At 39.9% G+C, this 14,959-nt stretch carries 15 protein-coding genes; 12 read left to right on the forward strand and 3 right to left on the reverse strand.

What is annotated here, in order from left to right:
• Position 1 precedes the first annotated feature (1 nt).
• The 7 genes from aroC (at position 2) to ADA56_RS09375 (ending at position 7,481) form a co-directional block, all read left to right on the forward strand.
• Positions 2-1,075, forward strand: a complete 1,074-nt coding sequence (gene aroC, locus ADA56_RS09345; protein ID WP_049370278.1) for a chorismate synthase — start codon at positions 2-4, stop codon at positions 1,073-1,075.
• A gap of 65 nt (positions 1,076-1,140) precedes the next feature.
• Positions 1,141-2,013: a penicillin-insensitive murein endopeptidase gene (gene mepA, locus ADA56_RS09350; RefSeq protein WP_049370279.1), complete on the forward strand. Its 873-nt coding sequence runs from the start codon at positions 1,141-1,143 to the stop codon at positions 2,011-2,013.
• Positions 2,014-2,023: 10 nt separating this feature from the next.
• The gene (locus ADA56_RS09355; protein ID WP_049370280.1) at positions 2,024-2,791 is read left to right on the forward strand and encodes a TSUP family transporter; all 768 of its coding nucleotides are present in this window, start codon (positions 2,024-2,026) and stop codon (positions 2,789-2,791) included.
• 9 nt (positions 2,792-2,800) lie between these two features.
• Positions 2,801-3,760, forward strand: coding sequence for a lauroyl-Kdo(2)-lipid IV(A) myristoyltransferase (gene lpxM / locus ADA56_RS09360; protein ID WP_049370281.1), 960 nt, complete (start codon positions 2,801-2,803; stop codon positions 3,758-3,760).
• 113 nt (positions 3,761-3,873) lie between these two features.
• Positions 3,874-4,416, forward strand: a complete 543-nt coding sequence (gene apt, locus ADA56_RS09365; protein WP_005698770.1) for an adenine phosphoribosyltransferase — start codon at positions 3,874-3,876, stop codon at positions 4,414-4,416.
• A 16-nt stretch (positions 4,417-4,432) separates the two neighbouring features.
• Positions 4,433-6,592 (forward strand): DNA polymerase III subunit gamma/tau, encoded by a 2,160-nt coding sequence (dnaX, locus tag ADA56_RS09370; RefSeq protein WP_049370282.1) that lies wholly within the window; start codon positions 4,433-4,435, stop codon positions 6,590-6,592.
• A 40-nt stretch (positions 6,593-6,632) separates the two neighbouring features.
• Positions 6,633-7,481 carry a DUF808 domain-containing protein gene (locus ADA56_RS09375; protein WP_049370283.1) on the forward strand — a complete coding sequence of 283 codons (849 nt, stop codon included), beginning with the start codon at positions 6,633-6,635 and terminating at the stop codon, positions 7,479-7,481.
• Positions 7,482-7,547: 66 nt separating this feature from the next.
• Here the strand turns inward: ADA56_RS09375 and proA are convergent, their stop codons facing one another.
• Positions 7,548-8,801, reverse strand: coding sequence for a glutamate-5-semialdehyde dehydrogenase (proA, locus tag ADA56_RS09380; RefSeq protein WP_049370284.1), 1,254 nt, complete (start codon positions 8,799-8,801; stop codon positions 7,548-7,550).
• 207 nt (positions 8,802-9,008) lie between these two features.
• Between proA and ADA56_RS09385 the strand changes: the two genes are divergently transcribed.
• The gene (locus ADA56_RS09385) at positions 9,009-9,389 is read left to right on the forward strand and encodes a hypothetical protein (RefSeq protein WP_049370285.1); all 381 of its coding nucleotides are present in this window, start codon (positions 9,009-9,011) and stop codon (positions 9,387-9,389) included.
• A 159-nt stretch (positions 9,390-9,548) separates the two neighbouring features.
• Here ADA56_RS09385 and ADA56_RS09390 read toward each other — a convergent pair whose 3' ends face one another.
• The gene (locus ADA56_RS09390) at positions 9,549-10,211 is read right to left on the reverse strand and encodes a trimeric intracellular cation channel family protein (RefSeq protein WP_049370286.1); all 663 of its coding nucleotides are present in this window, start codon (positions 10,209-10,211) and stop codon (positions 9,549-9,551) included.
• Positions 10,212-10,343: 132 nt separating this feature from the next.
• Between ADA56_RS09390 and ADA56_RS09395 the strand changes: the two genes are divergently transcribed.
• Together ADA56_RS09395 and ADA56_RS09400 are read left to right on the forward strand one after the other, a co-directional pair.
• A complete protein-coding gene (locus ADA56_RS09395; protein ID WP_049370287.1) occupies positions 10,344-11,144 on the forward strand; it encodes a hypothetical protein in 801 nt (266 codons plus the stop codon).
• The gene (locus ADA56_RS09400; RefSeq protein ID WP_049370288.1) at positions 11,144-12,022 is read left to right on the forward strand and encodes a DMT family transporter; all 879 of its coding nucleotides are present in this window, start codon (positions 11,144-11,146) and stop codon (positions 12,020-12,022) included. Before ADA56_RS09395 ends, ADA56_RS09400 begins: the two co-directional genes overlap by 1 nt.
• Before the next feature lie 51 nt (positions 12,023-12,073).
• On the opposite strand, the gene ADA56_RS09405 is transcribed toward ADA56_RS09400, so the two are convergent.
• Complete coding sequence (locus ADA56_RS09405; protein ID WP_005695756.1) at positions 12,074-12,292, reverse strand: YdcH family protein; 219 nt, start codon at positions 12,290-12,292, stop codon at positions 12,074-12,076.
• A 238-nt stretch (positions 12,293-12,530) separates the two neighbouring features.
• Here ADA56_RS09405 and serS point away from each other — a divergent pair, with 238 nt between their 5' ends.
• Positions 12,531-13,820 carry a serine--tRNA ligase gene (gene serS / locus ADA56_RS09410; protein ID WP_049370289.1) on the forward strand — a complete coding sequence of 430 codons (1,290 nt, stop codon included), beginning with the start codon at positions 12,531-12,533 and terminating at the stop codon, positions 13,818-13,820.
• A 157-nt stretch (positions 13,821-13,977) separates the two neighbouring features.
• Positions 13,978-14,922 (forward strand): dicarboxylate transporter/tellurite-resistance protein TehA, encoded by a 945-nt coding sequence (gene tehA / locus ADA56_RS09415; protein WP_049370290.1) that lies wholly within the window; start codon positions 13,978-13,980, stop codon positions 14,920-14,922.
• Positions 14,923-14,959: the final 37 nt, after the last annotated feature.

Genomic DNA, 14,959 nt, shown 5'->3' on the forward strand with positions numbered 1-14,959 from the left:
TATGGCAGGGAATACTATCGGACAACTTTTTCGTGTGACAACCTTTGGGGAGTCACATGGTATTGCATTAGGCTGCATCGTTGATGGTGTGCCACCGAATCTTGAATTATCGGAAGCCGATATTCAACCTGATTTAGATCGTCGTAAACCGGGTACATCACGCTATACCACACCGCGTCGTGAAGACGATGAAGTGCAGATTTTATCTGGGGTATTTGAGGGTAAAACAACGGGTACCAGCATTGGAATGATCATTAAAAATGGTGATCAACGTTCACAAGATTATGGCGATATCAAAGATCGTTTCCGTCCAGGGCATGCAGATTTTACCTATCAACAAAAATACGGTATTCGTGATTATCGCGGTGGTGGACGCTCTTCAGCCCGTGAAACCGCCATGCGTGTTGCTGCGGGAGCGATTGCAAAGAAATATTTACGTGAGCAGTTTGGCATTGAAGTGCGTGGCTTTTTGAGTCAAATTGGCGAAGTGAAGATCGCACCACAGACTGTCGGCAAAATTGATTGGGATAAAGTGAATAGCAATCCATTTTTCTGTCCAGATGAAAGTGCGGTCGAAAAATTTGATGAATTAATCCGTGAATTGAAAAAAGAAGGCGATTCGATTGGTGCCAAACTAACCGTGATTGCAGAGAATGTTCCTGTTGGTTTAGGAGAGCCTGTTTTTGATCGACTTGATGCCGATTTAGCCCATGCCTTAATGGGGATTAATGCCGTTAAAGGCGTAGAGATTGGCGATGGTTTTGCGGTGGTTGAACAGCGTGGCAGTCAACATCGTGATGAAATGACACCCAATGGTTTTGAAAGCAACCATGCTGGCGGTATCTTAGGAGGTATTAGCTCAGGTCAGCCAATTATTGCAACGATCGCATTGAAACCGACGTCTAGTATTACTATTCCAGGTCGTTCTATAAATTTAGAAGGCGATCCTGTCGAAGTGGTGACAAAAGGTCGTCATGATCCTTGTGTGGGTATTCGTGCAGTACCCATTGCAGAGGCTATGGTTGCAATTGTTTTACTCGACCATTTATTGCGTTTTAAGGCGCAGTGTAAATAACTATTTTAAATTAAGCTTCTTGCGCTCTTTTATTGAAGAGAAATCAACTTATTTTAGTAAATCTTATGAATAAATCTTTAGCAAAATTACTTTCAAGTGCGGTTGCTTTAGGGTGTGTTTTTTTCTCGTTGCAAACAACAGCCTCGCCACAAGACTGGCAACGGATTAAACGTCCAATTCCTGCAACAGATGGTAAAGCAAATCCAATCGGCAGCTATTCGAATGGTTGTATTATCGGGGCAGAGCCATTGCCTTATAAAGGTGAGGGCTACCAAGTGATTCGTATGAATAAAAATCGCTATTATGGTCATCCGGATATGATTGCCTATTTACAGCGTCTTGGACAAAAAGCGAAGTCAGCAGGCTTACCAACGATGTTAGTTGGGGATATTGCTATGCCAGGTGGTGGTCGCTTTTTAACGGGGCATGCAAGCCATCAAATGGGATTAGACGCGGATATTTGGTTGCGCATGGGGACCATGACAGACAGTGAAGCGTTAAATTCTGACGGAAAAGGCTTGCTTGTGGTGAACCGTCAAACACAACGTGTTGATGAAAATGTATGGAATAACAATCATGCAACGTTAATTAAATTGGCTGCGCAAGATCCCAAAGTGACCCGTATTTTTGTGAACCCAGCGATTAAATTAAAACTTTGTCAGACTGCGGGTGATGATCGTGCTTGGTTACACAAAATTCGTCCATGGTTTGGGCATGATTCACACTTCCACGTTCGCATTGCTTGCCCGAAAGATGCTGCTTATTGTGAAGATCAAGCACCGGTACCAGCAGGCGATGGTTGTGGCGATGAACTTTATTCTTGGCTTGAACCTGCAAAACCAGGTTCAGGCTCTTCTAAACCAAAAGTGACACCACCAGAGCCGTTTTTATGCCAACAGGTGTTGAGTTCGCCAAATAGTAGTGAATGGTTAGAGTAGGAGTTAAATCATGGAGTTGGGGATTGATATATTAGCCATGCTTTTTGCTGCTGCCTTTATTGCCGCATTTATTGATGCGATAGCGGGTGGTGGAGGCTTAATTACAATCCCTGCCTTATTAATGACAGGCATGCCACCAGCAATGGCATTAGGCACGAATAAATTACAAGCATTCGGTGGTGCGTTGTCGGCAAGTATTTACTTTCTGCGTAAAAGAGCGGTCAATTTATCGGAGTTTTCTTTCATCTTACTGGTGATTTTTATCGGCTCGGTGATTGGTACGTTACTCATACAAAATTTAGATGCATCATTAATTAAAAAAGGGCTTCCATTTCTCATTTTAGCGATCGGCTTATACTTTTTATTTACGCCTAAATTGGGTGAAAGTGATCGTAAACAACGAATTTCTTACGTTGTTTTTGCGTTATGTTTTGGTTCATTACTGGGTTTTTATGACGGCTTTTTCGGGCCTGGGACGGGTTCATTGATGAACCTAGCTTGTGTGACGTTACTTGGATTTAACCTCACTAAAGCTACTGCGCATGCCAAAGTGATGAATTTAACCTCAAATTTAGCCTCATTAATTTTTTTCCTAATTGGTGGTCATGTGATTTGGACTGTCGGTTTAGTGATGATGGCAGGAAGCCTGATAGGTGCAAATTTAGGTGCAAAAATGGTGATGGCCAAAGGTAAACAACTGATCAGACCGATGGTGGTGATTATGTCATTTATCATGACGATAAAAATGGCGTATGATCAAGGTTGGTTTCATTTTTAACGATTGATTATGACAGATTCTCAAAAAAAATTACGTATTACGGCACGAACAGGCTATGAACCACATTTTTCATGGTCATATTTGCACCCGAAAAATTGGGGCATTTGGTTTGGTATTTTTGTGCTTTTGTTACTTGCTTTTGTGCCATTTCGTTTACGCGATAAAATGTCCGAGAAACTGGCTCGTGCGCTGACGAAAAAAATTGGTAAACCACGTATTCGTGCCGAGATTAATTTGAAACTCTGTTTCCCGGATTGGACGGCAGAGCAGCGTGACAAAGTGATTGAAGAGATGTTTGTGACCGTCGCGCAAGTGATGCTCGGAATTGGTGAGATTGCCATTCGTTCAAAAAAACATTTACAAAAACGTAGCGAATTCATTGGCCTTGAGCATATCAAACAAGCGAAAGCTGAAGGGCATAACATCATTTTGATGGTACCACATGGTTGGGCGATAGATGCCTCTGGCATTATTTTGCATACACACGGCATGCCGATGACGTCAATGTATAACCCGCACCGAAATCCGTTGGTGGACTGGTTGTGGACTTTAGCGCGTCAACGTTTTGGCGGAAAAATGCATGCTCGCCAAAATGGTATTAAGCCTTTTTTAGCACACATCAAACAAGGTCAAATGGGATATTATCTTCCTGATGAAGATTTTGGTGCCGAGCAAAGTGTCTTTGTGGATTTCTTTGCTACTTATAAGGCGACGCTTCCTGGGTTAAACAAAATGGCAAAATTAGCGAAAGCGGTGGTTATTCCAATGTTCCCTCGCTATAACGCCAAGAGTGGGAAATATGAAATGGAAATTCGCCCACCGATGCAATTAAGCGACGATCCTGAGCAATCAGCCCGTGCGATGAACGAAGAAATTGAGTATTTCGTTACGCCAACACCCGAACAATATGTCTGGATTTTACAGCTTCTTCGTACTCGAAAAGACGGGGAAGATATTTACCCAGATTAATTCATTTTATTTACAAAAGTGCGGTCAAAATTCACCGCACTTTTGCCTTTTTATATGCTAGAATGCGAGCCTAAAAACAGGATTTTTTCTTACTCTTTTTTGAGCAATTATTTATGAACAAACAACTTGAATTAATCAAATCTTCTATCAAATCTATCCCAAATCATCCAAAAGAAGGCATTATTTTCCGTGATATCACGAGCTTACTTGAAGTGCCTGCTGCTTTTAAAGCCACAATCGATTTGATCGTTGAAAAGTATAAAGATCAAGGACTCACAAAAGTAATTGGTACCGAGTCTCGTGGATTTATTTTTGGTGCGCCAGTTGCATTAGCATTAGGCTTGCCATTTATCCCCGTTCGTAAACCAGGCAAATTACCGCGTGAAGTGATTGCACAGTCTTATCAATTAGAATACGGTCAAGACACCCTTGAATTGCACACTGATGCCATTTCGCAAGGTGATAATGTGTTAATCATTGATGACTTGTTAGCAACGGGTGGAACAGTTGAAGCTACCGTGAAATTAGTTCAACGTTTAGGTGGTGAAGTGAAACATGCTGCTTTTGTGATTAATTTGCCAGAATTAGGGGGCGAAAAACGCTTACGTGATTTAGGCATTGATTGCTACACCTTAGTCAATTTTGAAGGCCATTAATTTTTAAAGAGATGCGATGAGCTACCAAGTTTTAGCCAGAAAATGGCGACCAAAAAACTTTTCTGAAGTAGTGGGGCAAAGCCATGTACTCACTGCTTTGGAGAACGGTTTAAAAGAAAACCGTTTACATCATGCTTATTTATTTTCCGGCACCCGTGGCGTGGGGAAAACCTCTATTGCTCGTTTATTTGCGAAAGGCTTGAATTGTGTAAACGGTATTACTGCCGATCCTTGTGGTGAATGTGAAAACTGCAAAGCGATCGAAGCGGGCAACTTTATTGATTTAATTGAAATCGATGCGGCTTCTCGTACCAAAGTAGAAGATACGCGTGAGCTATTAGACAATGTGCAATATAAGCCGGTAGTAGGGCGTTATAAAGTCTATCTTATCGATGAAGTTCATATGCTTTCTCGCCATTCTTTCAATGCGTTATTAAAAACCTTGGAAGAGCCACCTGAATATGTGAAATTCCTACTCGCTACAACGGATCCACAAAAATTACCGATTACGATTTTATCCCGTTGTATGCAATTTCATCTTAAAGCATTAGATGAACCGCAAATTTCAGCGCATCTTAATGGCGTGCTTACTGCCGAAAATATTCCTTTTGATGCACCAGCATTAGATAAATTAGCCAAAGCGGCACAGGGGAGTATTCGCGATAGCTTAAGTTTAACGGATCAAGCGATTGCCATGGGTAATGGTAGAGTTTCCACCGATGTGGTGAATACCATGCTTGGGCTGTTAGATGAAGATCAGCCGATTGAAATCATTTACGCCTTACATCAAGGTAACGGTGAGCGTTTAATGAAAACCATCCAAACTGTGGCTGAAAAAGCGGGCGATTGGGATGAGTTATTGGCAGAGACAGCAGAGAAATTGCATCAAATTGCGTTAATGCAGTTGCTCGCTAAAAATGCTACGGATGAAAACGATCATCTCGGTTTTCTGGCTAAACATATTTCACCGGAAGACGTACAATTTTTCTATCAAGTGATTGTATCGGGTCGAAAAGAATTGGCTACCGCACCAAATCGTCGAATTGGTGCAGAAATGACATTATTGAGGGCATTGGCATTCCACCCAAAGTTCCTTACGGCAGCACAAACGCCTAAACAAGGCGGGCTATCCCCTGAACAAAATACACAGAAAAGTGCGGTTGAAAATCAGCCTGTTTCTGGTTATGTGGATATGCCGGTGCTGTCGCAAAACATCAAAGCAAATTATTCTGCACAAGTGCAAAAGCCAATGGTTCAATCAGCGGCTATGCATTCTTCAACTTCTCAACCTGTTTCCACTCAAACCTCATCTTCATTGAATTTAGCCAGCCTTGCTGCGCTAGAGGCATTGAATCAATTAACGAAAATTGAGCAATCAGAGCGCCAGCATCATCATGATGAACAGCAAGCCGCAGTGGAAGAAACCTTGCATTACCTCCAAGAGTTAGATGAGCAAAAAAATTCGCCAAAAATGACCGCACTTCCTGTGCGAGAGATGACACCACCGAAAGCTGCGCAAACGAAAGCGACGCAAACGAAAGTAGCGGTACTAAATCCAATGACTCAACAAGCTGACGAGTTAAAGCAAGGTATTGAGACGGTTGAAAATACCATTGATGACAATGCTGAAATGGATGCGGAAGAGCAAGAAATTCTCGATGCGGAAACCTACCGTTGGGAGTGGAGTAATCCGGATTTAGCCAAAGTAGATAGTGGTGTGCGTCCTTCTGATATTAAACAGGCAATGTTGAAAGATGTGACACCAGAATTGCGTGAGAAAATTATTCAAATTACGCAAAAACAAGATCCTTGGACGGATATTGTCGAACGTTCTGGTGTGATTGGCTTTTCAAAAGAGTTAGCATTAAATTGCTTCATTAAGTCGCAAACAGAAGATGAAATTCAACTCGGGCTTCATTCTGAAAAAGCGCATTTAAAACAAGATCGAAATATTAAAAATCTAGTGGATCATCTTGAACGTTTATATGAAAAACCAGTCAAATTATCTATTTTTGTTGAAGATTCCGATGTTTTAACACCGATGGATTACCGTAAAAAAGTTTATCAAGACTTACGTGAACAGGCGCGTACTGATTTGCAGCAAGATAAAAAACTGCTTTTATTACAAAAAGAGTTTGATGCGAAGTTGGATGTCGAAAGCATTCGACCAGTCTAAAACTCATTTCTCTAAATTTTAACTTTATAAAGGAAAGAATATGGCGTTTAGCTCTCTTTTTACCCTTATTGATGACATTGCATCGATTCTTGATGATGTTGCCTTAATGACCAAAATGGCAGCCAAGAAAACCGTTGGTGTGGTAGGCGATGACTTAGCCTTAAATGCTAATCAGGTAACAGGGGCATCTTCCGATCGTGAATTACCCATTGTCTGGGCTGTCACCAAAGGATCGTTAGTCAATAAAATCATTTTAATTCCAATTGCTTTATTGCTTTCTGCGTTTTTACCTTGGTTGATCGTGCCGCTTCTGATGATTGGTGGGGCGTATTTGTGTTTTGAAGGTGTAGAGAAAATTCTACATAAATTTATTGCTCACGAAGAGCATGAAGAAAAAACAACCTTTAATGAAGCCGCTAAAATTAAAGGGGCAATTCGTACCGATTTTATTCTTTCCGCTGAAATTATCATTATTGCATTAGGTGAATTAACTGAAGCGAGCTTGCTGACTCGCATCATTTCTCTTTCGATAGTGGGTATCGGAATTACTATTTTTGTTTATGGCTTGGTCGCATTGATTGTTAGAGCGGATGATTTCGGCTTATACCTTATCAAAAAAGGGGGCGTAGCGAAGTCAATCGGGAATGCAATTTTAGTGATTATGCCAAAATTTATGCGTTCACTTAGTTTTATCGGTACGCTTGCGATGTTCTTAGTCGGTGGCGGTATTTTTGTGCATAATGTAGATTTCATTCATCATTTGCTCGCTGATTATCAATTAGCTGATGGCTTATTAGGTAATGTGGCAACGTTAGTCGTTGGTGTGATTGTTGGGGCGATTGCTTGTGCGATTGTATTACCCGCAATGAAATTATTCGGTAAACACTAAAAACGAGATAAAAAATAACCGCACTTTGATGCTTTCAAGGTGCGGTTTTTTTATGGATGAAACAGACTATTTACGAGAAGTGTAATCGCCGATACAGACCCATTTATAGCTGGTTAAGGCCTCTAATCCCATTGGACCACGAGCATGAAGTTTTTGAGTACTTACCGCCACTTCTGCACCTAAACCAAATTGTCCGCCATCGGTAAATCGAGTACTTGCATTAACATACACGGCTGCTGCATCTACTTGATTAATAAACTGTGTCGCTAATCGTTGGTTTTCCGTTAAGATACTTTCTGAATGTTGTGTGCCATATTCACGAATGTGAGCAATTGCCTCATCCATATCTTCAACCACCACGACATTGAGATCGAGTGAGCCCCATTCTTGGCGTAGTGCTTGTTCGGTCACTTCTTGCACATCGACATTTGCAGCTTGAAGAATCGAAAGTGCGGTCGATTTTGCATGGAATTTTACTTTTTTCTCGGCTAAATATTTCGCGAGTTTTGGTAGGAAGGTTTCTGCAATCGAGCGTTGAACTAAAAGCGTTTCCAACGTATTACATGTGCTTGGACGTTGGCATTTTGCATTAGCAATCACCGCAAGGGCTTTTTCTTGGTCTGCACTTTCTTCCACAAAAAGATGACAAACACCCACACCACCGACAATCACTGGAATGGTAGAATGTTGTTTACAAAGCTCATGTAAACCGGCGCCCCCACGAGGAATAATCATATCCACGTAGCGATCCAATTTAAGCAGTTGCATCACAAGTTCACGATTCGGATCGGTAATAGCTTGGACTGCATGGCGTGGTAATCCCGCTTGTTCAAGGGCATTTTGTACCACTTCCACTAAAATTTGGTTGGAATGTTGTGTTTCTTTTCCACCACGTAAAATCACGGCATTACCGGTTTTTAAGCAAAGACTCGCCACATCAATGGTGACATTGGGACGTGCTTCGTAAATGGTACCAATTACGCCAAGCGGTGTACGAACGCGTTCGATTTTTAATCCGCTATCTAAGGTGCCCCCATCAATAATTTTTCCCACTGGATCAGTGAGAGAAATCACATGGCGGACATCATTCGCAATACCTTTTAGGCGCTCTTCGGTTAATAAAAGGCGATCAATTAAGGCTTCAGATAAGCCGTTTTGTTTCGCAATTTCAATATCTTTTTGGTTCGCGGCTAGAATACGCTCCGCTTGTTGTTCTAATTGATCTGCAATAATGCTGAGCGCATGATTTTTTTCAGTGGTGTTTAACTGCGCTAAAATAAAGGCTGCATCTTTGGCCTGTTTGCCCATTTGTTCTAACATATCGAATCCCTTGTTATTGCAACAAAAATATGGTGTAGCTTATCGTAAAAATGCGTAAGGTGAAATGATTAAAATTAAGGATTTTGTGAATTATGAGTAATGATTTATCATCTAGTCAGTTTATATCCCGTGAGTAGGGTGCGATTTGAGAATTTATAAACCCTACTTAAGTCTTAATATTTCTTAAACAATAAAATAAAGGTTTGTATGACATTATTTGAAGAGTGTGTAGAAGCTCTTTCAGACGATTTTAGCCTCTTATCAGAAGAAAAAGAGAAAGAGGTTCTAAATATTTTTTATAAATATCCATTTGAGTATGGAAATATAAATAAATTAAAGGAAGGTATTGTTACTTTAAAATTTGATAAATTGATTAAATTGGTTGAAGAAAAAGTAAAATCTTCAGAAGTTTATGTTTTAGCCGATATAAATGGAGTACCTATCTTTAAAACTAATTTATTCTTAGCTTTAGAAAAAATAGATGATATATCTGCATTATCAACAAAAGTGTTTTTGCTTGGGGATGGTTATTTGGCTCAAATAGTGCCCCAAACACCTCCATTAGATATTGTAGCCTTGAATTCTTAGTAGTTTGTGAGTCGTTTGGGATTTTAGCCGTGTACAATCAAAGTGTTAGAACATAAAATGTGTTTGGTTTTTAAGAAATTTTTAAATGCTTTTATCTTATGGCCCATCATACTATTTCTTTAATTAAAGAAATCTAAATTTACATCTTATCCATTATTTCTATTTCGTTTTCTTCGGTAATTTATCATTTGTTTCCTCTTCTTGCTCTTGGAAATCGAAAACGGGTAATCCCCAACCAAATCGAACTGCAAGTAAGCGCAATGCAAAACCACTGAATAACGTGAGTAAAATTGAAAGCGTGTGTTCTACTTGAAGGTGTTGTAATGCCATATACATAGCGGCAGAGAAGAATGACACGCTGGCGTAAAGTTCTTTTTGGAATACAAGGGGAATGCGGTTACAGAGTAAATCACGTAATACACCACCAAATGCCCCTGTCACCGTTGCCGCAATGGATGTCACGGTAAAGCCATAACCCATATCAATGGCAATCTGCGCACCGATAATGGAATACACGATTAATCCTAAAGCATCTAACACCAAGAAAATCGTGCGGAAGTAGCGCATGAAATGTTTGATGAAGGGCGCGATAAAAACCGTTAATACAGCTGCACCAGCCACCATAATGAAATATTCAGGATGTTTAACCCAGCCAAGCGGGTAGTGCCCAAGTAAAACATCGCGTACCGAACCGCCGCCAATCGCCGTCACGCAGGCAATAATAATTACCCCAAAAATATCCATTTTTTCTCGTCCAGCGGCTAATGCGCCGGTAATTCCTTCGGCAGTTATTCCAATAATATAAAGTACGCTTAATAGCATTTTTTGTGGTTCCTAAAGTGCGGTTATCATTTTGCTTATTTTAAAAGGGAATGAGTCAAAATGCACGAAAGCCATTAAAAAAAGCTGTAAATTTTGGCATAATGACGCCTTCTTTTTCTAATCGAGAATCTTATGTCAGAAGAACAATCCAAACCCTTAGCCGCATTTCTTGCTCTCTTGCCAATTGGGTTGCTATTAATTATTGAATTTTTTGCAGAGTCTTTGCAATCTGCTGAAAAATTGATTCCTCATTTAGCCTTTGGTGTGCTGATTGCTCAGTTACTTTGTTTGGTTGCGTTTATTAAAGGCGAAATTTGCCCAGGGCAGCGCGGACGTTTAATCAAAGCAAATGTCTGTTTTGCACTTTATTGGTTAGTTTGGCTTGGAATGAGCTTAGCCTCACCACATCATTACGTGATGACTGATATTGTCAGCTTATGCGGGTTATCTGCCGTATATGCAGTATGGAAACAACCTAAAGATGAATCGGCTCGGCGTGGTTTTCTCTTAATGGCATCGTTGGTGAGTGGATTGGGTGTAATTGCTTATTTGATGATTTTCTTCGGCAATCCAACACCAAATTTCGTGCAATATAATCCATTGGCACAATCGGTGATGGGCGTATTATTAGCGAATTTATGTTTGTCTGTTTCTCGTAATCGTCTGCAAGGTTTCATTGCGTTACTGCCATTATTGATGATTTTACTACTTGCACTGAATGCGTTGGCAGTACTGATCTTTATTATTTATCAAGGTGTAAGTGCGGTCAATTTTGATGGTGTTTTCGCATACGGTATTTATTTTGTTCTTCATTTAGTAATAGCAGGGGTATTGCTTTTGCACAGTGTTAATAAATGGAAACTCAGTTATAACAGCTTACTCATTTTATTCTTTATGGCGGCGAGTTTGGCTGTCTGGGCAATGTTTATTTAATGGATAAAATAAAATCTTACGCTGCCCCGATGTTAGTCTTGGGCTGTGTGTTATTCGGTTTAGGAAGCCTGATTGTTAAGTTTGTTCCAGTGGGTGGTTATGCCATTGCATTTTGGCGTTTACTTATTGCCTCTTTTATTTTCTGGTTCTTAATGAAATTAAAAAGACAGCGTTTCCCGAAAAGCCGTAAAGCGATGATGTATGCCGCATTAGCCGGCATCTTTTTAGCTTTTGATTTATCTTTTTGGCATGAAAGTGTATATGCGGTAGGGCCGGGTATTTCAACGTTGCTGAATAGTTTGCAGATTTTCTTTTTGGCCGCAATTGGCTATCTCTTCTTTGGTGAACGCCAAACGAAATTACAAATGTTAAGCCTTTTTCTAGCGGTTGCGGGTGTTGTCTTAATCTCAGGGGAAGAGCTACAGCATAATTTTGACGGTATGTACGGCATTATCATTGGGCTCATTTCGGCAGGCATGCTTGCCGCTTCAATGATTATGATTAAAAAAGTGCACGAAGAAGAACCTACTGCTTTATTTTCGTTAATGTTTATTTTGAGTTTAAGTGGTGCGCTTGTCTTAATTGTTCCTTCGTTGATTTTTAATTCCGATAACCTCTATCCTACCACTTTCACCGATTGGGGATTGGTGTTCATTTATGGTGCAGTGATGCAATGTGTCGCTTGGGGCATGATTGCTTATACCATTCCTTATTTGTCGTTAGGTTTAACCGGTTTGTTGCTTCTTTCCGAACCGGTGGTGGCGCTTGTGATTGATTATTTTGGCTTGGATAAGCCCATCAATCATTGGCAATGGACGGGAGCAGTGCTGACATTAGTAGCGATTTATCTGGGCTCTCAAAAGAATAAAACCACTTAAAACAAAAAAGTGCGGTAAATTTCACCGCACTTTGTCTTCACATTAAACCAATTACTCAGCTGCTTTCTTTTTCAAGTATTGATAGAGCTCGTCTTTAATCCGTAATTTTTCTTTTTTCAAGTTCTCAATTTCCGTATGAGTAGCGAGTTCTATGTTATCAATCTTATTTTTGATCTCTTGGTCTAACACATTGTGTTTTTCAAACAAGCGATCAAAATAAGCATCTTTGTTTTTGAGATTAGTAATTAAATCGCGAAATTCAGGAAACATAGGTTACTCCTCTTGGTTAACGTTCATTTTTATTATAGAACTTTTTTTTGCTGTTTCTAGTGCCTCATTCTCAGAATTTGACAGAGATCACAAAATTAAATCATGGCAAAGTGCGGCCATAAAATTGGATGTTTTTGAAGAGGTTAATAAAAGAAAAATCAGGCTTTTAACTGGTTTATTTGCTCAAAGCACGCTAGAATAAAGGTATCTGTTTCATAATGAAAAATAGGGAATTCCAATGATCGATCCAAATTTACTCCGTAATAATCTGGCTGAAGTAGCAGAAAAATTAAAAGTAAAACGTAACTTTATTCTTGATACGGAAAAACTTACCGCATTAGAAGAACAACGCAAAGATTTACAAGTAAAAACTGAAACATTACAAGCAGAGCGTAACGCGCGTTCCAAAGCCATTGGTGCGGCAAAAGCACGTGGTGAAGACATTGCACCATTATTGGCTGAAGTGGATAACATGGGCGAACAGCTAAACGAAGCGAAAACTCAACTTGATGCTGTGTTAGCAGAAATCAATCAAATCGCGTTAAGCATTCCAAACCTTCCAGCAGATGAAGTGCCATTAGGTAAAGATGACACTGAAAATAAAGAAATTTTACGTTGGGGTACGCCGCGTACATTTGATTTTGAGATCAAAGATCACGTGTCATTAGGTGAAGATACCAATGGCTTAGATTTTGCAGCAGGGGCTAAATTAGCGGGTGCGCGTTTTGCGGTAATGAAAGGTCAAATTGCTAAAATGCACCGTGCATTAGCGCAATTTATGTTAGATCTTCATACTGAACAACATGGCTATTTAGAAGCTTATGTACCTTATTTAGTTAACCATGCGACCCTTTATGGTACAGGCCAATTACCAAAATTTGGCGAAGATTTATTCCATACTTTAGCGTTAGAAGGCGAACAACCTTACGCATTAATTCCAACAGCGGAAGTGCCAGTGACTAACCTTGTACGTGATGTGATTGTTGATGAAGCAGATTTGCCAATCAAAATGACCGCACATACACCATGTTTCCGTTCTGAAGCAGGATCTTATGGTCGTGATACCCGTGGTTTAATTCGTATGCACCAATTCGATAAAGTGGAAATGGTACAAATCGTTGATCCTGATAAATCTATGGAAGCGCTTGAAGAATTAACAGGCCATGCAGAAAAAGTATTACAGCTTTTAAATCTGCCATATCGTAAAGTATTACTTTGTACTGGTGATATGGGCTTTGGTTCTTGCAAAACTTACGACTTAGAAGTGTGGGTGCCTGCACAAGATACTTACCGTGAGATTTCTTCTTGCTCTAACATGTGGGATTTCCAAGCGCGTCGTATGCAAGCACGTTGCAAAGCAAAAGGTGATAAGAAAACTCGCTTAGTGCATACATTGAATGGCTCTGGTTTGGCAGTGGGTCGTACATTAGTGGCGGTGCTTGAGAACTATCAAAATGCAGACGGCTCAATTACAGTGCCGGAAGTATTACGTCCTTACATGGGCGGATTAGAAGTGATCTGCAAATAATCAAAAAAATATTAATTCAATTTAGGGCTAATGTTTATTAGCCCTTTCTTTCATTTAGAGAAATGAGATTTTTATTCTAGTCTTTGAGATAAATCCACATCAATATTCATGCTTTTATAGGTAATCTTATAAGGTATCAATTTTTAGGAGAATAATAATGACTGATAAACGACCATTTCCGTTACCAACAGGGTATTTTGCGATTCCATTAGGTTTAAGCGCTTTATCTTTAGCCTGGTTACATATGGGTGATACGCTCTCTTTTTCTCGAAATGTGAGTGATATTATTGGATTAATCTCTGTTTCAGTATGGGCACTTTTCGTCTTGCTTTATATTTATAAAATGATTTATTTCTCTCAAGAAGTACGAGATGAATATTGTTGTCCGATACGTTTTTCTTTTCTCGCCTTAATACCGATTACAACGATGTTAAGCGGGGATGTTCTGTATCGTTGGTTTCCTCTTATTGGCGAGGGATTAATTTGGATCGGGACAATTGGGCAACTGTTGTTTGCTTCAGTGCGTATTAGTGCATTATGGAAAGATGGCACATTTGAGGAAAAATCGACACTGCCACCTTTTTATTTGCCCTCTGTGGCGACTAACTTTACAAGTGCCTCATCATTAGCCTTGTTAGGCTATCAAGATTTAGGTTATTTGTTCTTAGGTGCAGGGATGATTGCTTGGATTATTTATGAACCAGTGTTATTCCAACGTTTACGCGTGTTGCAGATTGAACCACAATTTCGTCCAACAATGGGGATTATTCTCGCTCCAGCATTTGTGGGCTCGTCGGCTTACTTATCGCTTAATGGGGGAGAGATCGATCTTTTCGTTAAACTCTTATGGGGGTACGGTTTTTTACAAATATTCTTTTTAATTCGTTTGTTCCCTTGGATTAGTGAAAAAGGGCTTAATATTGGCTTCTGGGCTTTTTCATTCGGATTAGCTTCTTTAGCGAATGGGGCGGTTTCTTTTGTTCATCATAACGTACTGAGCGGATTGGCAAACGGTGCATTTATCTTTGCTAACTTGATGATGAGTGGTTTGGTGCTGATGACATTAGGAAAAATTTTCAAAGGACAATTTTGGTTAAAATAGCTTAAATAAAAAGTGCGGTTAAAAATGACCGCACTTT

It is taken from the genome of Parahaemophilus parainfluenzae (assembly GCF_001055095.1).
GTDB classification, from domain to species: Bacteria; Pseudomonadota; Gammaproteobacteria; order Enterobacterales; family Pasteurellaceae; genus Haemophilus_D; species Haemophilus_D parainfluenzae_Z.